Below are 23,983 nucleotides of genomic sequence, written 5' to 3' on the forward strand. Positions count from 1 at the left end.
CGTCAGCGGCGACGGTCGAGCTTGACCTGCCGGTTCACGTCCTTGTAGAGGAGGTAGCGGAACGGCTTGGGGCCGCCCGCGTAGCAGGCCTGCGGGCAGAACGCCCGGAGCCACATGAAGTCGCCCTCCTGCACCTCGACCCAGTCGCCGTTGAGGCGGTAGACCGCCTTGCCCTCGAGCACGTAGAGGCCGTGCTCCATGATGTGCGTCTCCGCGAACGGGATGGACCCGCCGGGCTGGAACGTCACGATGTTGACGTGCATGTCGTGCGCGAGGTCGTCGGGGTCGACGAACCGGGTCGTCACCCACACGCCGTCCGTGTCCGGCATCGCGCGCGGCTCGACGTCCTGCTCGCGCGTGACGAACGACGTCGCGGCGTGGCCCGGGATCGGCTCGTACACCTTGCGGATCCACTGGAACGCAGCCTTCGCGTCCGAGCGGTTGTGCAGCGCCCACCGCTCCCCCGCCGCCAGGTACGCGTACCCGCCCGGCTCGAGCACGTGCTCGACCCCGGCGAGCGTGAGCACGAGCGTGCCCTCGGTGACGAAGACGACGGACTGCACGGTCTCCTCGTCCTCGCCCTGGTCCGACCCGCCGCCGGGCGAGACCTCCATGACGTACTGCGCGAACGTCGTCGCGAAGCCCTCGATCGGCCGGGCGAGCACCCACAGCCGGGTCTTGTCCCAGCCGGGCAGGTTGCTCGTGACGATGTCGCGCAGCACGCCGCGCGGGATCACCGTGTACGCCTCGGTGACGATCGCGCGGTCGGTGAGCAGTTCGGTCTGGCCGGGCAGGCCACCCTGCGGGGTGTAGTAGGGGGTGGTCTGGGTCATGGGGTCACTCCTCGGAGGTCGTGGCCGTGCCGGTGGCGGTGCCACGGCGGACGGCGGGAAGGATGGGAGGGCGGGCGCTCAGCCCGCGACCGACTGCGGCGCGCGCCCGGAGACGCGGACCGCGTCGAGCCCGGCGCGGTCGAGGCCGGTCGCGGTGCGGACCTCGGTCTCGGTGAGCGCGCCGCAGTCGACGCCGCGCCCGAGGAACCAGGCCATCGCCTTGGCGGTCGCCGGCTCGTCGAGGACGCCCCCGGCGTCGGGCACGAACCCGACGTACGCCGCGAGGCGCGCGAGCGCCGACGCCGCGCCCTCGCGGTAGAAGGCGTACGTCGCGGCGAACCGGCTCGGGAGCTGCGCGGGGTGCAGGTCCCAGCCCTGGTAGTACCCGCGCTCGAGCGAGCGGCGCACGAGCCGCCCGTGCAGTCGCCACGCGGCGTCGACGGCCTGGGGGTCACCGACGGGCAGGACGTTCGTCGACCCGTCCGACAGGCGCACGCCCGTGCCCGCGACGGCGAGCTGCATGACCGACTTCGCGTGGTCGGCCGCGGGGTGCTCCATCGACTGGTACGCCGCCGCGATGCCGAGCGACGCCGAGTAGTCGTACGTGCCGTAGTGCAGCGCCGTCACACGACCCGGCGCGGCGTGCACCAGGCGGGCGACCGTCGCCGTGCCGTCGGCCGCGAGCAGCGCCTGCGGCGTCTCGACCTGCACCTCGAACCGCAGGGTGCCCGGTTCGAGGCCGTTCGCCTCCTCGACGTGCTCGCACGCGCGCGCCATCGCCTCGACCTCCTGCGGCGCGGTGACCTTGGCGAGCGTCACGACGAACCCGTCCGGCAGGGCGCGGGCCTCGCCGGCCCCGGCGCGACCCGCGACGAGCTCCGCGACGAACAGCGCGAGGGTGCGCACGCCGCGTCGGCGCGTCGCCTCCTCGAGGCACTTGATGCGGATGCCCGCGAACGGCGTCGCCGTGCCCTGCGCCTCGGCCCGGACGAGCTCGCGCGCCGCCGCGATCACCGCGGCGTCCTCCGCCGCGTCGCCGCGGTCGCCGAACCCGTCCTCGAAGTCGATCCGGAGGTCCTCGATCGCCTCGACCGCGAGCTTCGCGCTCACGCGCTCCGCGACGGCGTCCGCGAGGTCGCCCCCGGCCCCCTCCCCGACGCCCAGCAGGTCCACGAGCCGGCGGACGCCGCCTGCGCCGTCGACCGCCTCGCGCGCCCGGGCCGCCCACTCCGGTGCGAGGCCGGCCGTGTACCGGTCGCCCGGCACGTAGACGGTGTGCACGGGCTGGCGCGAGCCGTCGTCGCCCGGGTAGCGCGCCGCGGGCTCCGCGTCCCAGGGCGCGAGCAGCCCGTCGAGCGACGCGTGCAGCGCCGCGACGTCGTCCTCGCTGAAGCCGCGGACCGAGCCCGCCTCGGGACCGGCCGGCATCAGGACGCGTCCTGCTCGTGCGCGACGACGTCCTCGTACGCGGGCAGCGTGAGGAAGTCGACGTAGTGCTCGTTGAGCGCGATGTCCTCGACGAGCGCCGCCGCCCGGTCGTACGGCCCGGCGTCGTAGGCCTCGTGCCCGACGTCGTCCCGCAGCCGCGCGGTCTCCTCGCGCAGGAGCGTGCGGACCAGGTCGGCGGTGACGGTCGTGCCCGCGCTCTCGCCCGCGGTGAACGACGCGCCCGAGCGCACCCACTGCCACACCTGCGAGCGCGAGATCTCCGCGGTCGCGGCGTCCTCCATGAGGTTGTGGATCGCGACCGCGCCGTTGCCCGCGAGCCACGCCGCGACGTACGCGACGGACACGTAGAGGTTGTTGCGCAGCCCGGCCTCGGTGACGTCGCCCTGCGCGGACGCCACGTCGAGGAGCTGGTCGGCGGTGACGTGGACGTCGGGGCGCTGCCGGTCGAGCTGGTTGGGTCGCTCGCCGAGCACCCCGTCGAACACCTCGCGGCACACCGGCACGAGGTCCGGGTGCGCGACCCACGACCCGTCGAAGCCGTCGCCGGCCTCGCGCTGCTTGTCGGCGCGCACCTTCTCGAACGCCTGGGCGGTGACCTCGGGCTCGCGGCGGTTCGGGATGACGGCCGCCATGCCGCCCATCGCGAACGCGCCGCGCCGGTGGCACGTCTGCACCAGCAGCTCGGTGTACGCGCGCATGAACGGCGCGGTCATCGTGATGGACCCGCGGTCGGGCAGCGTGAACGACGGCCCGGAGTCGCGGAAGTACTTGATCACGGAGAACAGGTAGTCCCAGCGGCCCGCGTTGAGCCCGGACGCGTGGTCGCGCAGCTCGTAGAGGATCTCGTCCATCTCGAACGCGGCCGGGATCGTCTCGATGAGGACCGTCGCCCGGATCGTCCCGTGCGGGATGCCGAGCGCCTGCTCCGCGTGCGTGAAGACCTCGTCCCACAGGCGCGCCTCGAGGTGCGACTCCATCTTCGGCAGGTAGTAGTACGGCCCGGAGCCGCGCGCGACGAGCTCCGCGGCGTTGTGGAAGAAGTGCAGCCCGAAGTCGACGAGCGCGCCCACGGCGGGCGTCCCGTCCACGGTGAGGTGCACCTCGTCGAAGTGCCACCCACGGGGCCGCACGACCATGACGGCGAGCGGGTCGCCGTCGGTCTCCGGGCGCAGCGCGTACTGCTTGCCCTCGGGCGACGTGAACGCGAGCGTGCGGCGCGTCGCGTCGTGCAGGGCGACCTGCCCCCCGACGACGTTGCTCCAGTGCGGCGTCGACGCGTCCTCGAGGTCGGCGAGCCAGACCTTCGCGCCCGAGTTGAGGGCGTTGATCGCCATCTTGGGCGTCGGGGGCCCGGTGATCTCGACGCGGCGGTCCCGGAGGTCGGCGGGCGCGCCGACGACCGTCCAGTCCCCCGCGCGCACGTCGGCGGTCTCGGGCAGGAAGTCGAGGCGACCCGTGCGGGCGACCTGCTCGCGCCGCGCGGCCCGGGCGGCGAGCAGCTCGTCGCGGCGGGCGCCGAACCGGCGCTGCAGGTCGGCGACGAAGTCGAGCGCGTCCGGCGTGAGGATCTCGTCGGACCGCTCGACGGCGGGTCCGTGGACGGCGACGGCCGTGGTGGTGGTCATGGTGGTGTCCTTTCTGCGGGGCGGGCCGGGCTGACGAGGGTGCGTCAGGACCGGGCTGCCGACCCGACGTGGTGGCCCGACGTGCTGCTCTCCTGAGCCTGGCCCGCGCGGTCGCGCTCCGCGACCTCGGCGACGGCGCGCGCGACGGCCGTGGAGACGGCCGGCTCGAAGACGCTCGGGACGATGTAGCTCGCGCTGAGCTCCTCGGGCGCGACCGCGTCGGCGATCGCGACGGCCGCGGCGCGCAGCATCTCGTCGGTGATCTCGCTCGCGCCGACGTCCAGCAGGCCTCGGAAAAGGCCCGGGAAGGCGAGCACGTTGTTGATCTGGTTCGGGTAGTCGCTCCGGCCCGTGGCGACGACCGTCGCGTGCTGCGCCGCGGCGATCGGGTCGACCTCCGGCGTGGGGTTCGCCAGCGCGAAGACGATCGCGTCGTCGGCCATGGTGGCCACGTCGTCGCCCGTGAGGATGTTCGGCCCCGAGACGCCGATGAAGACGTCGGCACCGGCCAGGCCCTCGCGCAGCGTGCCCGTGAAACCCTCGGGGTTGGTCGTCTCCGCCAGGCGGCGGCGGTGCTCGTCGGTGAGGCTCGCGCCGGGGTGGATCGCGCCCTGGCGGTCGAACGCGACGATGTTGCCCGCGCCCTGGCCCTGGAGCAGCGCGATGATCGCGTTGCCCGCCGCGCCGACACCGGAGACGACGATGCGCACGTCCTCGATGGCCTTGCCCACCACGCGCAGCGCGTTCGTCAGCGCCGCGAGCACGACGATCGCCGTGCCGTGCTGGTCGTCGTGGAACACGGGGATGTCGAGCTCCTCGCGCAGACGGCGCTCGATCTCGAAGCAGCGGGGCGCGGAGATGTCCTCGAGGTTGATCCCGCCGTACACGGGCGCGATGGCCTTCACCGTGCGGATGATCTCCTCGGTGTCGGTCGTGTCGAGGCACACCGGCCACGCGTCGACGCCCGCGAACTGCTTGAACAGCGCGGCCTTGCCCTCCATGACGGGGAGCGCGGCGGCGGGACCGATGTCGCCCAGGCCGAGGACGGCGGTGCCGTCGGTCACGACCGCGACCGTGTTGCGCTTGACCGTCAGGCGGCGCGCGTCCTCGGGCCGCTCCGCGATGGCGAGGCACACGCGCGCCACGCCGGGCGTGTAGGCGCGGGCCAGGTCGGCGCGGTGGCGCAGCGGCACCTTGGGGTTGACCTCGAGCTTGCCGCCGAGGTGCATGAGGAACGTCGCGTCGCTCACGTGCCGCACGGTGAGGCCGTCGAGCGCGCTCAGCGCGTCCCGGATCTGCTCCACGTGCGCGGCGTCGACGGTGTCGGCCGTGATGTCGACGACGAGGCGGTCGGCGCCCGACTCCGAGACGTCGACGCCCGTGATCGCCGCACCCGTCGCGCTCACGGCCGCGACGAGGTCGCTCGCCGTGCGGTGACCGCTGGGGGCCTCGACGCGCAGCGTGATGGAGTAGCTCGGGCTGGTCGCGGCGTTCTTCGCCGTCGCGGCCTGGGTCTCCGGGGCCTTCGTCTCGGACGTCATGTTCGTTCCTTCTTCTCGTATGCTGATGCGTGTCTTCCGTGATGCGGAAGGGAGCGCGGGAGGTTCCCGCACTGCTCAGGCGAGGTGCGCCCGCCGTCGGGCGGCACCTGGTGGACAGGAGATGGTGAGATGGCCGAGACACCGGCGGCGACGGAGCCGACGGAGACCGCGCCGGGCACGCGAGCGGCGAAGCCGGCCGGGGGCGTGCAGTCCGTGGACCGCGCGATCGAGCTGCTCGAGCTGCTCGCCGACTTCGGCGGGGAGTCCGGCCTGAGCGAGCTCGCGCAGCACGCGGGGCTCCCCCTGCCCACGATCCACCGCCTGCTGCGCACGCTGCTCGCACAGGGCTACGTGCGCCAGACGCCGTCGCGGCGGTACACCCTCGGCCCGCGCCTCATCCGGCTCGGCGAGTCGGCGGGCCGCCAGCTCGGCGCCGGTGCGCGCCCCTACCTGGAGCGCCTCGCCCACGACCTCGGCGAGTCGGCGAACCTCGCGATGATCGACCGCGACATGGCGGTCTACGTCGCCCAGGCGTCGTCGAGCCACTCGATGCGCATGTTCACCGAGGTCGGACGGCGCGTCTACACGCACTGCACGGGCGTCGGCAAGGCGGTCCTCGCCCAGCTCCCCGACCAGACGGTGCGCGAGATCATGGGCCGCGTCGGCATGCCCCCCGCGACGGACCAGTCGATCACCGACGTCGACGCGCTCCTCGCGGAGCTCGCCGCGACCCGCGAGCGCGGGTACGCGATCGACGACGGCGAGCAGGAGCTCGGCGTGCGCTGCTTCGCCGTCGCGGTGCCCGACGCCCCGACCCCCACCGCACTGTCCGTCTCCGGGCCCGCGGCCCGCGTGACGTACGAGTTCGGCGAGCACGCGGTCCCGGTGCTGCACCGCGTCGCGAGCGAGCTCACGCGCGAGCTCATCACCGCGGCGCCCTGAGATGGGCGCGCCCTGCCCGGCCGCGGGGGCTCCGCGGCCGGGCAGGGCGCGTTCGTCCGTCATGTCGGCTCAGCAGAACCCGGTGACGGTCGCCCAGGCGCGCGGCTCGGCCGGGACGTCCTCACGCAGGACGGTCGCCTCGATGAGACCGTACGGGCGGTCGGCCGCGTAGAAGACCTCGTTCGGGTTGTCGAGGCCGAACGGCGCCAGGTCCACGAGGAAGTGGTGCTTGTTCGGCATCGAGAACTTGATCTCCGCGATCTCCGGGACGGCCTCCAGGACGGCCTTGCCCATCGCGAAGAGCGTCTGCTGGAGCGCGAGCGAGTGCGTCGTCGCGAACGCCTCGAGCTGGATCGCGCGGACCTTCGCGTACACCGCGTCGAAGTCGACGTCCGTGGTCGTGTAGCGCCAGCGCGAGGTGACCGACGTCGCGAGGATGCGGTCGTCCGTCTCGACGAGCGTCGTGTAGCGGTCGCGGGGGAACCCGTGGAACTCCGAGCCCGTCGACTTGAGGACGACAAGGTCCGTGAGGCCCGAGACGACGAAGATCTCGTCGCCGTCGCGCTGCACGACCGTGGTGCGCGTCTCCTGGTTGCTGCGGACGAACGCGTGGTCGTGCTCGCCGTCCGAGGTCTCGATGCGGTTCCAGGAGTACTGCTCGATCTCCCAGCGCCCGCCCTCGATCCACTCGAAGTCCTCGACGAAGTGCTGCCCGAGGCGGATCGCGAAGTCCTCGATCGCGCCGACGCCGTCGCGGGCGAACGCGTAGATCGTGTTCTTCTGCGTGTCCGTCGCGACGCACCGGGAGTTGTCCCCCTCGCGGTGCGTGGCCTCCTGCCCGCCCCTCAGCTGTGAGGAGACGTTGACGTCCGTGATCTCGTGGCGGGGCGTGGAGCGGTCGACGCGCACGAGACGCACCTCCGCCTTGCCCCACTGGTTGTCGCCCAGGACGATGGCCCCGCTGCTCTGCGTGGCCGCCGACTGCTCGGCAGTCGTGGTGGTGCTCATGTCAGCTCCCTCGATAGGTCGAGTAGGCGAACGGGCTGAGCAGGACGGGGACGTGGTAGTGCTGCTCAGCGCTCGCCACCCGGAAGACGATGACGACCTCCGGGTAGAAGGACACGGTGTCTCGCCGGTCGAAGTACTCGGCCGTGTCGAACACGAGCCGGTACGTACCGGGGACGAGGGTCTCGGGCCCGAGCTGGGGCACGCGACCGTCGTCGTTCGTGCGGGAGGACGCCACCAGGGACCAGCCCTGCCCCGTCGTCCCCTCCGCGATCTCCGGAGCCGCCTCCAGGCGGACGGTGATCCCCTCGGCGGGCCTACCGCTGGCCGCGTCGAGTACGTGCGTGGTGATGTGGCTGGCGTGGGTGCTCATGCCGTCAGCATTCCCTTCAGCCGCAGCGCGGCGATCTCGCGCAGGTTGCGGGCGGCGTTCGCCCGCTCGGTCTCGGCGTCGTTGCCCAGCCGCTCGGTGAGCTGCTCGAGGATCTCCTCGGCGCTGCGCCCGGCGGCCCGGACGAGGAACACGTGGCCGAACCGCTGCTCGTACGCGCGGTTCCCCTCGGCGAGCCGGCGCGTCACGTCGTCGTCGGAGGTGTCGACGCCGGCCTGCTCGGAGCGCGACATGCTCGCGTCCGCGGCCTCCCCCTCGGCACGCTCGCCGATCCGGGGGTGGCGCGCCAGCGCGGAGTCGACCTCGTCGTCCGTCCACGGGTCGGCGGCGGTGAGCGCCGCCTCGGCGGCGTCCTCCACGGTCGCGTACGGGCGCCCGGCCGCGACCTCCTCGGCCCAGCGGTCCACGTGGGCGCACGCGAGGAGCGCGTCCTGCGCCTCGTCCGGCGACCACCGGTTGAACTCGTCCAGCGTCATCGCTGCGTTCCCTCTCGACGACCGGGCCGGGCGGCACACCGCCCGACCTTCGGAGTGGATTCCACATCTCGGAAGTTTGTTTCCGTCTTATGAATGTACGTCGTGGGTCGGGTGATGTCAACCACGGTGCGTCCCGGCCACGCGTCGGTAATCCCGTCGTCCGCCGCGAGCCGGAGCCGCTACGTTCCTGCCCCATGATCGACGACCTCTGGACCGGCCCGCGCTGGGAGCGGCGGCTGCGCACCGCCGGCGTGCACGCGCTCGTCGTCGTGCACGCGGGGACCACCGAGCGCACGTGGTTCCGCCGGCACGACGGAGCGGACCGCCTCGCCAAGCTGAACTCGGTGACGAAGAGCGTCACCGGCATCCTCGCGGGCCTCGTCGACGTCGACCTGTCGTCCTCGGCGCTTGCGCACCTGCCGCACGTGCCGGTCGACGACGAGCGCAAGCGCGCCATCACCGTCGAGCACCTGCTGGGGATGACGTCGGGGCTCGAGTGGCCGGAGTTCGGCGCCTGGCGGGGCTCGGCCCCGCCGCTCACGGCGAGCAAGGACCTGCTGCGCGCCGTCGTGGAGCGGCCGCTGGTCGACGAGCCCGGACGCACGATGTGGTACTCCACGGGGTCCTCGCACCTGCTCGGTGCGGTGCTCCACCGGCGCACGGGTCGCAGCGTCGAGCAGCTGGCGGAGGAGCACCTCTTCCGCCCGTCGGGCATCCGCCGCTGGCGCTTCTACGCGGACCGGAACGGCTACAGCCACGCGGGCAACGGGCTGTGCCTCCTCCCGACCGACCTCGCGCGCCTCGGGACCGCCGTGCTGCGCGAGGAGGTCGCGCCGCTCGACTGGCTGCGCGAGTGCTGGCGCCCCCGCACCCGGACCTACCCCTGGATCGGCGCGTACGGCTGGCACTGGTGGGCCGACCCGGACCTCGGCATGGTCTTCGCCCTCGGCCTGGGCGGCCAGCTCCTGGCGCTCTTCCCCGACCAGGAGCTCGTGGTCGTCATGACCGGTGGCACGTCCTTCGAGGGCACGCTGGACGGCGTGGAGCTGCTGCGCCAGGCGTACCGCGCCTGACGGGCACGTCCGCGCGGCGAGGAGCTGGTGCAGGACGGGACGACGAAGGGCCCGGCAGCGGATGCTGCCGGGCCCTTCGTGCGGTCGTGCCCGCGGACGGCTCAGGACGCGCCGAGGCCCGCCCGGAACTCGTCCTCGAGGATGCTCATGACCGTCGCGTCCGCCCACCCGTCGCCGTCGCGGTAGACGTCGCGCAGTCGCCCCTCCTCGCGGAAGCCCAACGACTCGTAGAGCATCCGGGCGCGGGGGTTGATGCTCAGCACGTCGAGGCTCACGCGGTGCAGGCGCGGTCCCTCGTGCCGGACGCCGTCCACGTCCGTCGACCCGTCGAACGCGAACCGCAGCACCTCGAAGATGGCCTCGCGACCGTAGCCGCGCCCGCGGTAGTTCGGGAGCAGCGCGAGCCGCAGGTTCGCCGAGCGCGCGTGCTCGTCGAGGTCGTTGAGCACGATCTCGCCGATCAGCTCGTCGCTCACCGGCTGCCCGTCACGCACCGCGCCCGGCGTGATGGCCCAGTCGTACCGGCCGTCCCGGTCGCTGACGGTCGCCACCCACTCGTCGATCTGGTCGCGCGTGAAGGTCGCCGTCGTCCCCGTGAGCCGGTTGGCCTCCGGGTCCTGCAGCGACTCCCACATGCGGTCCGCGTCCCGCGCCTCGATCGGGCGCAGACGCACCATCTCCCCCAGGACGACCGGTCCGCGCGTCACGGCGGTCAGCCGATCCGCTCGAGGACGAGCTCGCGCACGCGGCCCGCGTCCGCCTGGCCGCGCGTCGCCTTCATCACGGCGCCGATGATCGCGCCGACGGGCCCGAGGTTCCCGCCCCGGACCTTCTCCACGATGTCCGGCTGCGCGGCGAGCGCCTCGTCGATCGCGGCGAGCAGCGCACCGTCGTCGGAGACGACCTCGAGGCCCCGGGCGGTGACGACCGCCTCCGGGTCCCCCTCGCCGGCGAGCACGCCGTCGAGCACCTGGCGCGCGAGCTTGTCGTTGATGCGGCCCGCGTCGACGAGACCCTGCAGCGCGGCGATCTGCGCGGGCGTGACGGGCAGCGCCTCGAGCGCCACCTCGTCCTGCTTGGCGCGGCGCGCGAGCTCGCCCATCCACCACTTACGCGCTCCGGCCGGGCTGGTGCCCGCGGCGACGGTGGCCTCGATGAGGTCGAGCGCGCCCGCGTTCACGACGTCGCGCATCTCGGCGTCGGCGTAGCCCCACTCGCCCTGGAGCCGACGGCGGCGCGCGACCGGGAGCTCGGGGAGCCCGGCACGGATCTCCTCGATCCACTCGCGCGGCGGCGCGATCGGGACGAGGTCGGGCTCCGGGAAGTACCGGTAGTCCTCGGCGTCCGACTTCACGCGGCCCGACGTCGTGATGCCCGTGTCCTCGTGCCAGTGCCGGGTCTCCTGGACCACAGTGCCGCCCGCGTCGAGCACGGCGGCCTGGCGCGAGACCTCGTAGCGCACGGCCCGCTCGACGGAGCGGAACGAGTTGACGTTCTTCGTCTCGGTGCGCGTGCCGAGCGGCGACCCGGGTGTCGGGCGCAGCGAGAGGTTCACGTCGGCGCGGACGTTGCCGCGCTCCATGCGCGCCTCGGACACGTCGAGCGCCCGGAAGATGTCGCGCAGCGTCTGTACGTACGCGCGCGCGACCTCGGGGGCGCGGTCGCCCGCGCCCGTGATCGGCCGCGTGACGATCTCGACGAGCGGGATGCCGGCGCGGTTGTAGTCGACGAGCGAGTACTCGGCACCGTGGATGCGACCGGTCGCCCCACCCACGTGGGTGTTCTTGCCGGCGTCCTCCTCCATGTGCGCGCGCTCGATCTCGACGCGGAACACGGTCCCGTCCTCGAGCTCGACGTCGATCCACCCGTCGTAGGCGATGGGCTCGTCGTACTGGGACGTCTGGAAGTTCTTCGGGACGTCCGGGTAGAAGTAGTTCTTGCGCGCGAACCGGCACGTCTCGGCGATCTGGCAGTTGAGCGCGAGGCCGATGCGGATCGCATACTCGACGGCCTTGCCGTTGACGACCGGCAGGGCGCCCGGGAGCCCGAGCGAGACCGGGGTCACCTGGGTGTTCGGCTCGGCGCCGAAGCTCACCTCGGCCGGGCAGAACATCTTGGTCAGCGTGCCGAGCTCGACGTGCACCTCGATCCCGATGACGGGGTCGTAGCGGCGCGTGGCGTCGGCGTAGTCGACGAGGTCGACGGTCGTGGCGGTCATCCGACCTGGCCCTCCTGTGCGTTCGTGGCCGTGGGCAGCGCGGGCGCGCGGTCGAGCAGCGGGCCACCCCACGAGCCGACCAGGGCGGCCTCGAGGGCCGCGCCCACCCGGTACATGCGGTCGTCGGCCTTGGCCGGCGCGAGGATCTGGAACCCGACGGGCAGGCCGTCGTCCGACAGGCCCGACGGCACCGACATCCCGGGGACCCCCGCGAGGTTGGCGGGGATCGTCGCGACGTCGTTGAGGTACATGGCGAGCGGGTCGTCGAGCTTCTCGCCGAACCGGAACGCCGTGGTCGGCGCCGTCGGCGAGACGAGGACGTCCGCCTGCTCGAAGGCGGCGGCGAAGTCCCGCTGGATGAGCGTGCGGACCTTCTGCGCGCTGCCGTAGTAGGCGTCGTAGTAGCCGGCCGAGAGCGCGTAGGTGCCGAGGATGATGCGGCGCTTCACCTCGTCGCCGAAGCCCGCGCCGCGCGTGGCGGCCATGACGCGCTCCGCGGTCACGGGGCCCTCCTCGGGCTCCACGCGCAGGCCGAAGCGCATGCCGTCGAACTTCGCGAGGTTGCTCGACGCCTCCGACGGCATGATCAGGTAGTACGCGCCGAGCGCGTACTCGAAGTGCGGGCAGGAGACCTCGACGATCTCGGCGCCGAGCCCGCGCAGGAGGTCGAGCGACTGCGCGAAGCGCGCGCTCACGCCCTCCTGGTAGCCCTCGCCCGTGAGCTCCTTGACGACGCCGACGCGCAGGCCCGAGAGGTCGCCCGTGGCGCCCTGGACCGCGGCGTCGACGAGCGCCGGCCCGCGCCCGGGGATCGACGTGGAGTCGCGCGGGTCGTAGCCGCCGATGAGCTCGTGCAGCAGCGCGGCGTCGAGCACCGTGCGCGTGACGGGGCCCGCCTGGTCGAGCGAGGACGCCATCGCGATGAGCCCGTACCGGGAGACGCCGCCGTACGTCGGCTTGACGCCGACGGTGCCGGTGACGGCCCCGGGCTGACGGATCGAGCCGCCCGTGTCCGTGCCGATCGCGAGGGGGGCCTCGAACGCCGCGACCGCCGCGGCGGAGCCGCCGCCCGACCCGCCGGGGATTCGGTCGAGGTCCCACGGGTTGCGGGTGTTGCCGAACGCGGAGTGCTCGGTCGACGAGCCCATGGCGAACTCGTCCATGTTCGTCTTGCCGAGGATCGGCAGCCCGGCGGCGCGGATCTTCTCGACGAGCGTCGCGTCGTACGGCGGCACCCAGCCCTCGAGGATCTTGGAGCCGGCCGTCGTCGGCATGCCCTTGGTCACGACGACGTCCTTGACCGCGATCGGCACACCGGCGAGCCGGTGCACCGGCTCGCCCGCGACGCGGCGGTCGTCGACGGAGCGCGCCGTCGCCAGCGCCTCGTCGGTGTTGACGTGGAGGAACGCGTTGATCGCGCCCTCGACCGCGCCGATCCGGTCGAGGTGCGCCTGGGTGGCCTCGACGCTCGAGAAGTCGCGCGCCTCGAGCCCTTCGGCGAGCTCGGCCGCGGAGAGCCGTGTCAGGTCCGTCATCTCACTCCTCCCCGAGGATCTGCGGTACGGAGAACCGGCCGTCCTCCGCCGCGGGCGCGCCCGCGAGGACGTCCTCGACGGGCAGCGGCGGCTCGGGGATGTCGTCACGGAAGACGTTCGACATCGGGATCGGGTGGCTCGTCGCGGGGACGTCGGGCGTCGCGACCTCGCTGACCTTGGCGATGGCGTCGACGATCACGTCGAGCTCGCCGGAGAGCCGGTCCAGCTCCTCGGGTCGCAGATCGATGCGGGCCAGCGCGGCGACGCGCGCGACCTCGTCACGGGAGATGGTGGACATGCCCCCATTCTAGTGGGGACACGCGCCGTGGCCCGCCTCCGGCCGGCCCGCAGCCCGATCAGCCTGCGTCTGCCGGCGCTCGGTGGCGCAGCCACACCGCTCTGCCCGGCGTCCGGAGAAGCGTGGTGCGAGGTGCGCGCCCGGGGGCGCTGCCTCTGCTCCGGCTCGACGCCGGCACACCCCCCGCTCCGCGACGGCTCGGGCGGACGCCGGGGCCAGCGCCGACGCCGACGAGAGGGTCAGCCACGACGGGTTCGCCCCGTCGCGTGGTGTGGGGGTATGCGGAAATGCCGAAGGCCCACCCCGTGTGGGGTGGGCCTTCGGTGAAGGGTTGTCCGGCGGCGTCCTACTCTCCCACCCCGTCTCCAGGGCAGTACCATCGGCGCTGAAGGGCTTAGCTTCCGGGTTCGGTATGGGACCGGGCGTTTCCCCTTCGCTGTGACCGCCGTAACTCTGTTGAACCTCCTCGACACCGGGGCACCCCGTGTGGGGTGTGGTGTTGGTGGTTCGGGAACCGCACAGTGGACGCGTAGCAAAGTGTGTTGGTGTTGAAGTTGTCGGCTGATTAGTACCGGTCAGCTGCACGGGTCTTTCGTCCCCGCTTCCACGTCCGGCCTATCGACCCAGTGTTCTGCTGGGTGCCTCTCACCCCGTAGGGTATGGAAACCTCATCTTGAAGCAGGCTTCCCGCTTAGATGCTTTCAGCGGTTATCCCTTCCGAACGTAGCCAACCAGCGGTGCTCCTGGCGGAACAACTGGCACACCAGAGGTTCGTCCGTCCCGGTCCTCTCGTACTAGGGACAGCCCTTCTCAAGTTTCCTGCGCGCGCAGCGGATAGGGACCGAACTGTCTCACGACGTTCTAAACCCAGCTCGCGTACCGCTTTAATGGGCGAACAGCCCAACCCTTGGGACCTACTCCAGCCCCAGGATGCGACGAGCCGACATCGAGGTGCCAAACCATGCCGTCGATATGGACTCTTGGGCAAGATCAGCCTGTTATCCCCGGGGTACCTTTTATCCGTTGAGCGACGGCGCTTCCACAAGCCACCGCCGGATCACTAGTTCCGACTTTCGTCCCTGCTCGACCTGTCAGTCTCACAGTCAAGCTCCCTTGTGCACTTGCACTCGACACCTGATTGCCAACCAGGCTGAGGGAACCTTTGAGCGCCTCCGTTACATTTTAGGAGGCAACCGCCCCAGTTAAACTACCCACCAGGCACTGTCCCTGGTCCGGATCACGGACCGAGGTTAGACATCCGAAGCGGCCAGAGTGGTATTTCAACGTTGACTCCACCCGCACTGGCGTACGGGCTTCACAGTCTCCCACCTATCCTACACAAGCCGCACCGAACACCAATACCAAGCTATAGTAAAGGTCCCGGGGTCTTTCCGTCCTGCTGCGCGTAACGAGCATCTTTACTCGTAGTGCAATTTCGCCGAGTTCGCGGTTGAGACAGCGGAGAAGTCGTTACGCCATTCGTGCAGGTCGGAACTTACCCGACAAGGAATTTCGCTACCTTAGGATGGTTATAGTTACCACCGCCGTTTACTGGGGCTTAAATTCTGAGCTTCACCCCGAAGGGTTGACCCGTCCTCTTAACCTTCCAGCACCGGGCAGGCGTCAGTCCGTATACATCGTCTTGCGACTTCGCACGGACCTGTGTTTTTAGTAAACAGTCGCTTCTCCCTGGTCTCTGCGGCCGTCCACGCTCCCACCGCGAGGGTGTTCACGCTTCGGGCCCCCCTTCTCCCGAAGTTACGGGGGCATTTTGCCGAGTTCCTTAACCACGATTCTCTCGATCGCCTTAGTATTCTCTACCTGACCACCTGAGTCGGTTTGGGGTACGGGCGGCTAGAACCTCGCGTCGAGGCTTTTCTTGGCAGCATAGGATCACCCAGTTCGCGCTTGTGCGCTCACCGTCAGCTCTCAGCCTTGATGTCGGGCGGATTTGCCTACCCGACGGCCTACAGCCTTGGACGTGGTCTACCATCGCCACGCCGGGCTACCTTCCTGCGTCACCCCTGTTAATACGCTTACCTACTACCGGATTGGGTCCCGCGCGCCCCTGCCCGGTGACCCCGAAGGGTCGATGGGCAGGTTTGGGCGGTCAGCATCACCGGGCTCGGTATGGGCGGTTCTTCGCCGGTAGGAGAATATCAACTCCTTGTCCATCGACTACGCCTGTCGGCCTCGCCTTAGGTCCCGACTTACCCAGGGCGGATTAACCTGGCCCTGGAACCCTTGGTCATTCGGCGGACGGGTTTCTCACCCGTCTTTCGCTACTCATGCCTGCATTCTCACTCGTGTGGGCTCCACCGCTGGGTTCCCCCGCGGCTTCACCGCCCACACGACGCTCCCCTACCCACCTGCGCCTCTGGACCACGAAGGCCTGAGTTGAGCGCAGATGCCACGGCTTCGGCGGTGTACTTGAGCCCCGCTACATTGTCGGCGCGGAATCACTTGACCAGTGAGCTATTACGCACTCTTTCAAGGGTGGCTGCTTCTAAGCCAACCTCCTGGTTGTCTGTGCAACTCCACATCCTTTCCCACTTAGCACACGCTTAGGGGCCTTAGCCGGTGGTCTGGGCTGTTTCCCTCTCGACTACGGAGCTTATCCCCCGCAGTCTCACTGCCACGCTTTCACTTACCGGCATTCGGAGTTTGGCTGACGTCAGTAACCTTGTAGGGCCCATCGGCCATCCAGTAGCTCTACCTCCGGCAAGAAACACGTGACGCTGCACCTAAATGCATTTCGGGGAGAACCAGCTATCACGAAGTTTGATTGGCCTTTCACCCCTAACCACAGGTCATCCCCCAGGTTTTCAACCCTGGTGGGTTCGGTCCTCCACGCGGTCTTACCCGCGCTTCAACCTGCCCATGGCTAGATCACTTCGCTTCGGGTCTAGACCCAGCGACTATGGGCGCCCTGTTCGGACTCGCTTTCGCTACGGCTTCCCCACACGGGTTAACCTCGCCACTGAGCACTAACTCGCAGGCTCATTCTTCAAAAGGCACGCTGTCACCCCAGCCAAGGAGGCTCCAACGGATTGTAGGCACACGGTTTCAGGTACTATTTCACTCCCCTCCCGGGGTACTTTTCACCTTTCCCTCACGGTACTGGTCCGCTATCGGTCACTAGGTAGTATTTAGGCTTAGCAAGTGGTCTTGCCAGATTCACACGAGATTTCTCGGGCCCCGTGCTACTTGGGATCCCCTTCGGGAGGCCGCACCATTTCGTCTACCGGACTCGCACCGTCTGTGGTCCGCCTTTCAATGCGGTTCGACTATGACACGGCTTTCTTACTCCCCGGTGGACTGTCAGATCCACCAGAAGGGTCCCACAACCCCGAACACGCAACGCCTGACAGCTTGAACACGCGCCCGGTTTGGCCTCATCCGCTTTCGCTCGCCACTACTCACGGAATATCTCTTCCTGTCGGTACTGAGATGTTTCACTTCCCGACGTTCCCTCCACACACCCTATATATTCAGGTGCGGGTCACACGACATGACTCGTGCGGGGTTCCCCCATTCGGAAACCCTCGGATCACAGCTCGTTTGCCAGCTCCCCGAGGCTTATCGCAGGCTACCACGTCCTTCTTCGGCTCCTAGTGCCAAGGCATCCACCCTGTGCCCTTAAAAACTTCAACAAAAACAACAAAACTGCAGAGAACCAAGAACCACACCCCAAAGGGTGCGTCTTGATCTTTACAAAGATGCTCGCGTCCACTGTGCAGTTCTCAAACAACCAACGACCCCGACCCCACCAGACCCGCCTACCCCACCCACACCCTCATACAAGAGCGCAGACGAAGCGGTTCGTGGTCCAAGGACCGGCCCGTACCAGGCACCCCACCAACCGGTGGCCGGTGACCTGAGGACCCAACAGTGTGCTCGACAAGCCCCCCAGTCTCACCCGTGATGTTCCACCACCACCCGCACGAACCCCGAGAGGATCGTGCGAGCCGGCAGGTACTGACACCAGCAAGACCGAAGAAGCTCTTTCGTCAATGTTCCACCCATGAGCAACCACCCACCACACGGACGGCGATGGCGTGGCACCTGAACCACCCACCCACCGGCGAACACCGGCAAGGCGAGGGTTGGTAGCTCCTTAGAAAGGAGGTGATCCAGCCGCACCTTCCGGTACGGCTACCTTGTTACGACTTAGTCCCAATCGCCAGTCCCACCTTCGACCACTCCCCCCGCGAACGGTTGGGCCATGGGCTTCGGGTGTTACCGACTTTCGTGACTTGACGGGCGGTGTGTACAAGGCCCGGGAACGTATTCACCGCAGCGTTGCTGATCTGCGATTACTAGCGACTCCGACTTCATGGGGTCGAGTTGCAGACCCCAATCCGAACTGAGACCGGCTTTTTGGGATTCGCTCCACCTTACGGTATCGCAGCCCTTTGTACCGGCCATTGTAGCATGCGTGAAGCCCAAGACATAAGGGGCATGATGATTTGACGTCATCCCCACCTTCCTCCGAGTTGACCCCGGCAGTCTCCCATGAGTCCCCGGCATAACCCGCTGGCAACATGGGACGAGGGTTGCGCTCGTTGCGGGACTTAACCCAACATCTCACGACACGAGCTGACGACAACCATGCACCACCTGTGCACGAGTGTCCAAAGAGACCACCATCTCTGGTGGCTTCTCGTGCATGTCAAGCCTTGGTAAGGTTCTTCGCGTTGCATCGAATTAATCCGCATGCTCCGCCGCTTGTGCGGGCCCCCGTCAATTCCTTTGAGTTTTAGCCTTGCGGCCGTACTCCCCAGGCGGGGCACTTAATGCGTTTGCTGCGGCACGGAACTCGTGGAATGAGCCCCACACCTAGTGCCCAACGTTTACGGCATGGACTACCAGGGTATCTAATCCTGTTCGCTCCCCATGCTTTCGCTCCTCAGCGTCAGTTGCGGCCCAGAGACCTGCCTTCGCCATCGGTGTTCCTCCTGATATCTGCGCATTCCACCGCTACACCAGGAATTCCAGTCTCCCCTACCGCACTCTAGTCTGCCCGTACCCGATGCAAGCTCGAGGTTGAGCCTCGAGTTTTCACACCAGACGCGACAAACCGCCTACGAGCTCTTTACGCCCAATAATTCCGGACAACGCTTGCGCCCTACGTATTACCGCGGCTGCTGGCACGTAGTTAGCCGGCGCTTCTTCTGCAGGTACCGTCACTTGCGCTTCTTCCCTGCTGAAAGAGGTTTACAACCCGAAGGCCTTCATCCCTCACGCGGCGTCGCTGCATCAGGCTTTCGCCCATTGTGCAATATTCCCCACTGCTGCCTCCCGTAGGAGTCTGGGCCGTGTCTCAGTCCCAGTGTGGCCGGTCGCCCTCTCAGGCCGGCTACCCGTCGTCGCCTTGGTAGGCCATCACCCCACCAACAAGCTGATAGGCCGCGAGCCCATCCCTGACCGAAAAACTTTCCAACCACCCCCATGCGAGGACGGCTCATATCCGGTATTAGCCCCGGTTTCCCGGAGTTATCCCGAAGTCAAGGGCAGGTTACTCACGTGTTACTCACCCGTTCGCCACTAATCCGCCCAGCAAGCTGGGCATCATCGTTCGACTTGCATGTGTTAAGCACGCCGCCAGCGTTCGTCCTGAGCCAGGATCAAACTCTCCGTAAATGAACAACGCCCACCACCAGGACAAACCCGGCAGTGAACAATCCATACGAAGCGAACCCCAACAGGGTTCACAAAACTGGCATCAACACGAAAGATGACATCATCTTCCGAAATCAACCAAAGGAATCCCAGACACAACCAACCCAACCACCCGGACGGGCAACCAGGCCAGCCATGCCACAGGGACAAAAATTTGGCATTGACTAACAAGCACACTGTTGAGTTCTCAAACAACCGACGCACACCAACTCAGCACCACCCGACCGGGCAGAACCTCGCTTGGGGCAACCCTTCAACCTTACCAGGTTGTCCCCGGCTCCTCAACCCCGGCTGTTCGCCGTGGTCCAGTCACCGTGGTCTTCCTCGTCGCGGGCAGAGAACACTCTACGCCATGCGGTGGAAGGGTTTCGACCCCGGGACCAGCCACCCTCGATCGTTCGAGGCGGTGTCTGTTCCTCCCTGTCGGGCCGACATCCAGAACATTACGCGGCCCCGCGCGGCATGGTCAAGCCGCTCCCCGGTGACCCGGCCCACAGGGACGTCGCCGCTCGCCGCACGGCACGACGTGCGGCCGTCGGCCCCGCTCTTCCGCGCTCCCCCGGCGCCGCGCTCAAACCGTCGTCGCGAGCCGCAGGATCACGCGGTCTCCCGGTCGGAGCTGGGCCGCGCGGTCGACGTCCCGCTCGCGGAGCACCCCGATGACGGGGTATCCCCCGGTGACCGGGCGGTCCGCGAGGAAGACGACGGGACGCCCGTCGGGCGGGACCTGGACCGCGCCGCGGACGAGCCCCTCGGACGCCAGCTCCCCGGGCCTGCGGGGCACCGCCTGGCCGTCGAGCCGCAGGGCGACGCGGTCGCTGTCCGGCGACACGGTCCGCAGCGCGCGCAGCGCGTGCCCCGCACCGGGGAGGAACCAGTCGGACCGCGGCCCGGGCAGCACCTCGAGCACCGCGCCCGCCCGCTCGCCCGGACGCGGCTCGCCGGGCGGGAACCGCACCGGTGCGACGTCGGGCCACGGCCACGTGCCCGACGGCGCTGCCCCCACCGCGATGACGTCACCCGGCTGCAGGGGTCCTGGGCCGAGCCGGGCCAGCACGTCCCGCGCGCGCGACCCGAGGACCGCGGGCGGCCGGAGTCCGCCACGCACCGCGAGGTAGGTGCGCAGACCGCGCGCCGCCAGGCCGATGCGGAGGGTCCCGCCGTCGGGCACCCGGACGGCCGTGTGCATGCCGACCGGGCTCCCGTCCACGCTGGCGGGGACCGCCGCCCCCGCCAGCGCGACGACCGCCCCGCCGGCGAACCGCACGGCGAGACCGCCGAGGGTGACCTCGATCGCCGCCGCACCGTCCGGGTTGCCCACGAGCCGGTTCGCGAGCGCGTACGACGCACGGTCGGCCGCTCCCGACGGCCCGACGCCGACAGCGGCGAGCCCCGGGCGCCCCGCGTCCTCGACGAGCGCGAGGGGACCCGTCGCGAGCACCTCCAGGGCGCGCGGGCCCGGCGGCGAGGCGGTGGTGGCCCGGTCCTGCGCGGGCTGCACGCGCGGCGCCCCCGCACTCCCGTGCTGCTGCTCCCTCCGCGGCGGCACGAGCGCGCCGACGCCCGCGGTCACGGCCGCGCGGACCGGCACGAACCGCACGCGCGCGCCGGGCGCGACGAGCGCGGGCGGGTCGCGGTCGACGTCGAACATCCGTGCGTCCGTGCTGCCGAGGAGGCGCCACCCGCCCGGGGACTCCCCCGGGTAGACGGCGGTGAGCCCGCCCGCGAGCGCCACGGAGCCGGCGGGGACGCGGGTGCGCGGGGTGGCCAGGCGCGGGGCGGCGATCGCGGGATCGACCCCGGAGAGGTACGTGAAGCCCGGCGCGAACCCGCCGAACGCGGCCTCGTACTCGCGGCCGTGGTGCCGCGCGACGACCTCCTCGACGCTCAGGCCCGCCCAGCGGGCGACGTCGTCCAGGTCGGGGCCGTCGTAGCGCACGGGGATCTCGACGAGCTCCCCGACGCGGGTGGTGGGGCCGGTCGTCGACGCGCGCCGCGCCGCCGCGCGCAGCCACGCCCGGGCGGCGGGGACGTCCGCAGGCGCCGCGCAGCGCACGAGCACCGTGCGGGCGGCCGGGACGACGTCGACCACGCCGGGCGGCGCGTCGCCCAGGGCCCGGTGCAGCGCGCGCACGGCGGCGAGGTCCGGCAGGTCGACGAGCAGCGCGGCCTCGCCGAACGCGTGCACCGTCACCTCGCCGTCGGGGCCGTCGGCCGCGTCGCGGACCGGTGACCCGGGAGCGGGCGACCTTCCGGTCGTCACGGCACGGCGTCCGCGCCCGCCGACCCGCCGTGCGGGGCGTCGACGAAGGGCCGCACGACGACCCCGGACTCCTGGAGCGCGGTCCGCAGCGCCCCGAGCAGCCCGACTGCCCCGGGGGTGTCCGAGTGGACGCACACCGAGTCCGCCTCGACGCGCAGCGACGTGCCGTCCGCGGCCTCGACCGTGCCGGTCGTCACGAGCCGGACGACGCGCCGGGCGACCTCGTCGCCGTCGTGCACGACGGCGCCCGGCTCCCCGCGCGGGACGAGCTCGCCCGACGGGAGGTAGCCGCGGTCGGCGAAGGCCTCACGGACGGTGGGCTGGCCCGCCGCGTCCGCGAGCCGCAGCACGGCCGAGCCGGGCAGCCCGACGACGGGCAGCGTGGGGTCGTAGGCGCGCACCGCGTCGACGACGGCCCGGGCCTGCGCCTCGTGGTGGACGATGGCGTTGTAGAGCGCGCCGTGCGGCTTGACGTACCGCACGCGGTCCCCCGCGAGCCGGGCGAACCCGTCGAGAGCGGCGAGCTGGTAGAGCACCTCGTCGGCGAGCTCGCCGGGGTCCACGTCCATGAACCGCCGCCCGAAGCCCGCCCGGTCCCGGTAGCTCACGTGCGCGCCCACCCGCACCCCGCGCGCGGCGGCGTCCCGCGTCACGGTCCGCATGGTCGTCGCGTCGCCCGCGTGGAACCCGCACGCGACGTTCGCGCTGGTCACGAGGCCGAGCAGGGCCTGGTCGTCGCCGAGGGTCCAGCGGCCGAAGCCCTCGCCGAGGTCGGCGTTGAGGTCGATGCGCGTCACGCGTCCATCATGCCCGGGACGCGCGCTCGGCGGGCTCCGCCGCGGACCCCACCGGTGCGCCACCGGTGCGCCACCGCTGCGCCACCGCGGTGCCCACCGTGCCGTGGGCGGAGACCGCGGGCGTAGATTTCCTGGCATGCCGGACGACACCACCACCGCCACGACGGCCGTGCGCCGCGCGACGACGGCCGACGCCGCCGCGCTCGCGGACCTGGCCGCGCTCACGTTCCCGCTCGCGTGCCCGCCCGGCACGTCGCCCGACGCGATCGCGGAGCACGTCGCGACGCAGCTCTCGCCCGACCGGTTCCGCGCGTGGGCCGCGAGCGCCGCGCACGCGCTGCTGCTCGTCGAGGCGGCGTCGCCCGGCGCCTCAGCAGGAACGTCGGCGGGCGCGTCGGGAGACACGTCGCCAAGCACGTCGGCGGGCACGTCGGCAGGCACCGTGGAGACGGACGCCGGGTCGCCCGAGGCCCCGAGCGGCCCCCTCGGGTACGCGCTGCTGGCACGAGGCCTCCCCGACGACCCGGACGTGGCGGCCGCGGTCGGGCCGGGCGAGGCGGTGGAGCTGTCGAAGATCTACGTGCACCCCGCCGCGCAGGGCACGGGCGTCGCGAGCGTGCTCATGACCGCGACGACGGGGGCCGCGGCGCTGCTCGGGCCCGGGCTCCCCCTCTGGCTCGGCACGAACGGGCACAACGCGCGCGCCCAGGCCTTCTACCGCAAGCACGGGTTCGCCGTGGTGGGTGGCCGGACGTACGTCGTCGGCGGGGAGACCCATGCGGACGTCGTCATGGCCCTGCCCCGCCGCTGACGGACGGGAGTTCCCGGTCGGGCTCGGCCTGGCCCCCGGAGGGCGCCCGACCGGGAGGTCGGTGGGCGGCCCGTGCGGGCCGCGGTCGTCCGGTGGACGGTGGTCGGTCGGCTCAGTGGTCGTGCGCGTCCTCGCCGTCGGCGCCCTCGTGGTCGCCCTCGTGGCCGCCCTCGTCACCGCCCGTGTGGCTGAGGCCGAGGCCCCCGTCGAGCGAGTCGTCGGGGTGGACGGGCAGGAAGACGTGGACGTGGCCCTGGCCGCCGGCGGTCGAGCGCAGGTCGAGCTGGACGGCGGCGAGGCCCCACGTCTCGACGGCGCGCGTGCGCAGGTCGCCCGCGAGGGCGTACAGGTCCGGGGCCGCGGCGGGGTCGGCGCTCGCGGCGAGCCCGACGGCGTCGAGCGCGTCCCCGACGAGCTCGAGCGACGTGAGCATCCCGTTGCGGACGATGTTGTGCTCGGAGGAACCGCTCGCGAGCGCCTCCGTCTCGGCGACGAGGCCGTCGACGGTCGCGCGCCACGCGGTGACGTCCGCCGGGTCCGCGGGGACAGCGCTCGACCCGTCGACGGGGAGCACCGCGTGGAGGCCGTGCAGGACGGGGACGAGCTCGGTCTGGAGGTACCGGGCGTGGTCGATCGAGGCGACGAGGTTCTCGGCGTCGCGCGCCTCCTCGGCCGCTTCCAGCTCCGCGACGCGCGCCGGGTCGACGGTGAAGCCCTCCTCGTCAGGTGCTGAGCCGCCGCGCGTGAGCGCGACGACCGCCGCGACCACGACGGCCACGAGCGCGAGCGCGCCGACGACGAGCAGGACGCGGCGCCACGGGTCGAGGCCCACGAACCACCGGCGCGCGCGGACGCGCGCCGGTGGCCGGGGTTCGGGGCGGCCGGCACCGCCCCGGTCGGCAGGGCGGGAGCGTGCGGGCGTCGTCGGGCCGCCGGTGCGGCCGGAGCCCGCCCGGGCTCCTCCCGCCGGGGTCCGGGTCGTCGGCGTCCGTGCCGAGGTGCGCTGTGCCACCTGTCGCTCCTGTCCTGTGGTCGTCCCGCCGG

General features: G+C 70.7%; 17 protein-coding genes and 3 rRNA genes. 3 read left to right on the forward strand and 17 right to left on the reverse strand.

Features of this window, described 5'->3' with window-relative positions; translation table 11 throughout:
- Window positions 1-2 precede the first annotated feature (2 nt).
- From RSE42_RS12940 to RSE42_RS12955, 4 genes are all read right to left on the reverse strand, one after another.
- Window positions 3-833 carry a bifunctional allantoicase/(S)-ureidoglycine aminohydrolase gene (locus RSE42_RS12940; RefSeq protein ID WP_194520978.1) on the reverse strand — a complete coding sequence of 277 codons (831 nt, stop codon included), beginning with the start codon at window positions 831-833 and terminating at the stop codon, window positions 3-5.
- 78 nt (window positions 834-911) lie between these two features.
- Entirely contained in the window at window positions 912-2,261 is a 1,350-nt protein-coding gene (locus RSE42_RS12945) for a DUF6986 family protein (protein WP_415296521.1), read from the reverse strand.
- Window positions 2,261-3,907, reverse strand: coding sequence for a malate synthase A (gene aceB, locus RSE42_RS12950; RefSeq protein WP_415296523.1), 1,647 nt, complete (start codon window positions 3,905-3,907; stop codon window positions 2,261-2,263). Before aceB ends, RSE42_RS12945 begins: the two co-directional genes overlap by 1 nt.
- A 44-nt stretch (window positions 3,908-3,951) precedes the next feature.
- Window positions 3,952-5,448, reverse strand: coding sequence for an NAD-dependent malic enzyme (locus tag RSE42_RS12955; protein ID WP_021480427.1), 1,497 nt, complete (start codon window positions 5,446-5,448; stop codon window positions 3,952-3,954).
- A gap of 129 nt (window positions 5,449-5,577) precedes the next feature.
- Here RSE42_RS12955 and RSE42_RS12960 point away from each other — a divergent pair, with 129 nt between their 5' ends.
- Window positions 5,578-6,390: an IclR family transcriptional regulator gene (locus RSE42_RS12960; protein WP_021480426.1), complete on the forward strand. Its 813-nt coding sequence runs from the start codon at window positions 5,578-5,580 to the stop codon at window positions 6,388-6,390.
- A gap of 69 nt (window positions 6,391-6,459) precedes the next feature.
- Here RSE42_RS12960 and pucL read toward each other — a convergent pair whose 3' ends face one another.
- The 3 genes from pucL to uraD are packed head-to-tail and all read right to left on the reverse strand — an operon-like array spanning window position 6,460 to window position 8,262.
- On the reverse strand, window positions 6,460-7,398 hold the full coding sequence (pucL, locus tag RSE42_RS12965) for a factor-independent urate hydroxylase (RefSeq protein ID WP_415296525.1): 939 nt from the start codon (window positions 7,396-7,398) through the stop codon (window positions 6,460-6,462).
- A 1-nt stretch (window position 7,399) separates the two neighbouring features.
- On the reverse strand, window positions 7,400-7,768 hold the full coding sequence (uraH, locus tag RSE42_RS12970; protein ID WP_021480424.1) for a hydroxyisourate hydrolase: 369 nt from the start codon (window positions 7,766-7,768) through the stop codon (window positions 7,400-7,402).
- Complete coding sequence (gene uraD, locus RSE42_RS12975; protein WP_415296528.1) at window positions 7,765-8,262, reverse strand: 2-oxo-4-hydroxy-4-carboxy-5-ureidoimidazoline decarboxylase; 498 nt, start codon at window positions 8,260-8,262, stop codon at window positions 7,765-7,767. Before uraD ends, uraH begins: the two co-directional genes overlap by 4 nt.
- Before the next feature lie 194 nt (window positions 8,263-8,456).
- Between uraD and RSE42_RS12980 the strand changes: the two genes are divergently transcribed.
- Window positions 8,457-9,335 (forward strand): serine hydrolase domain-containing protein, encoded by an 879-nt coding sequence (locus RSE42_RS12980; protein ID WP_308820959.1) that lies wholly within the window; start codon window positions 8,457-8,459, stop codon window positions 9,333-9,335.
- Between the two features lie 101 nt (window positions 9,336-9,436).
- Here the strand turns inward: RSE42_RS12980 and RSE42_RS12985 are convergent, their stop codons facing one another.
- The 9 genes from RSE42_RS12985 to RSE42_RS13025 form a co-directional block, all read right to left on the reverse strand.
- The gene (locus tag RSE42_RS12985) at window positions 9,437-10,042 is read right to left on the reverse strand and encodes a GNAT family N-acetyltransferase (protein ID WP_043654210.1); all 606 of its coding nucleotides are present in this window, start codon (window positions 10,040-10,042) and stop codon (window positions 9,437-9,439) included.
- A 5-nt stretch (window positions 10,043-10,047) separates the two neighbouring features.
- Window positions 10,048-11,553 carry an Asp-tRNA(Asn)/Glu-tRNA(Gln) amidotransferase subunit GatB gene (gene gatB, locus RSE42_RS12990; protein ID WP_415296529.1) on the reverse strand — a complete coding sequence of 502 codons (1,506 nt, stop codon included), beginning with the start codon at window positions 11,551-11,553 and terminating at the stop codon, window positions 10,048-10,050.
- The gene (gene gatA / locus RSE42_RS12995; RefSeq protein WP_415296531.1) at window positions 11,550-13,088 is read right to left on the reverse strand and encodes an Asp-tRNA(Asn)/Glu-tRNA(Gln) amidotransferase subunit GatA; all 1,539 of its coding nucleotides are present in this window, start codon (window positions 13,086-13,088) and stop codon (window positions 11,550-11,552) included. The genes gatB and gatA overlap by 4 nt, the downstream gene beginning before the upstream one ends.
- Before the next feature lies 1 nt (window position 13,089).
- Window positions 13,090-13,386 (reverse strand): Asp-tRNA(Asn)/Glu-tRNA(Gln) amidotransferase subunit GatC, encoded by a 297-nt coding sequence (gene gatC, locus RSE42_RS13000; protein WP_021480419.1) that lies wholly within the window; start codon window positions 13,384-13,386, stop codon window positions 13,090-13,092.
- Window positions 13,387-13,719: 333 nt separating this feature from the next.
- Window positions 13,720-13,836 (reverse strand): 5S ribosomal RNA (rrf, locus tag RSE42_RS13005).
- Between the two features lie 95 nt (window positions 13,837-13,931).
- Window positions 13,932-17,039, reverse strand: a 23S ribosomal RNA gene (locus tag RSE42_RS13010).
- Window positions 17,040-17,507: 468 nt separating this feature from the next.
- Window positions 17,508-19,029 (reverse strand): 16S ribosomal RNA (locus tag RSE42_RS13015).
- Together the 16S, 23S and 5S rRNA genes form the textbook arrangement of a ribosomal RNA operon.
- Before the next feature lie 610 nt (window positions 19,030-19,639).
- Complete coding sequence (locus RSE42_RS13020; RefSeq protein ID WP_415296533.1) at window positions 19,640-21,331, reverse strand: 5-oxoprolinase/urea amidolyase family protein; 1,692 nt, start codon at window positions 21,329-21,331, stop codon at window positions 19,640-19,642.
- Complete coding sequence (locus RSE42_RS13025; protein ID WP_415296535.1) at window positions 21,328-22,128, reverse strand: LamB/YcsF family protein; 801 nt, start codon at window positions 22,126-22,128, stop codon at window positions 21,328-21,330. The genes RSE42_RS13020 and RSE42_RS13025 overlap by 4 nt, the downstream gene beginning before the upstream one ends.
- A gap of 136 nt (window positions 22,129-22,264) precedes the next feature.
- Between RSE42_RS13025 and RSE42_RS13030 the strand changes: the two genes are divergently transcribed.
- On the forward strand, window positions 22,265-22,939 hold the full coding sequence (locus tag RSE42_RS13030) for a GNAT family N-acetyltransferase (RefSeq protein ID WP_415296537.1): 675 nt from the start codon (window positions 22,265-22,267) through the stop codon (window positions 22,937-22,939).
- Between the two features lie 112 nt (window positions 22,940-23,051).
- On the opposite strand, the gene RSE42_RS13035 is transcribed toward RSE42_RS13030, so the two are convergent.
- Complete coding sequence (locus RSE42_RS13035) at window positions 23,052-23,951, reverse strand: hypothetical protein (RefSeq protein ID WP_415296539.1); 900 nt, start codon at window positions 23,949-23,951, stop codon at window positions 23,052-23,054.
- Window positions 23,952-23,983: the final 32 nt, after the last annotated feature.

The organism is Cellulosimicrobium sp. SJTW-1 (assembly GCF_047716875.1).
Lineage (GTDB): Bacteria > Actinomycetota > Actinomycetes > Actinomycetales > Cellulomonadaceae > Cellulosimicrobium > Cellulosimicrobium funkei.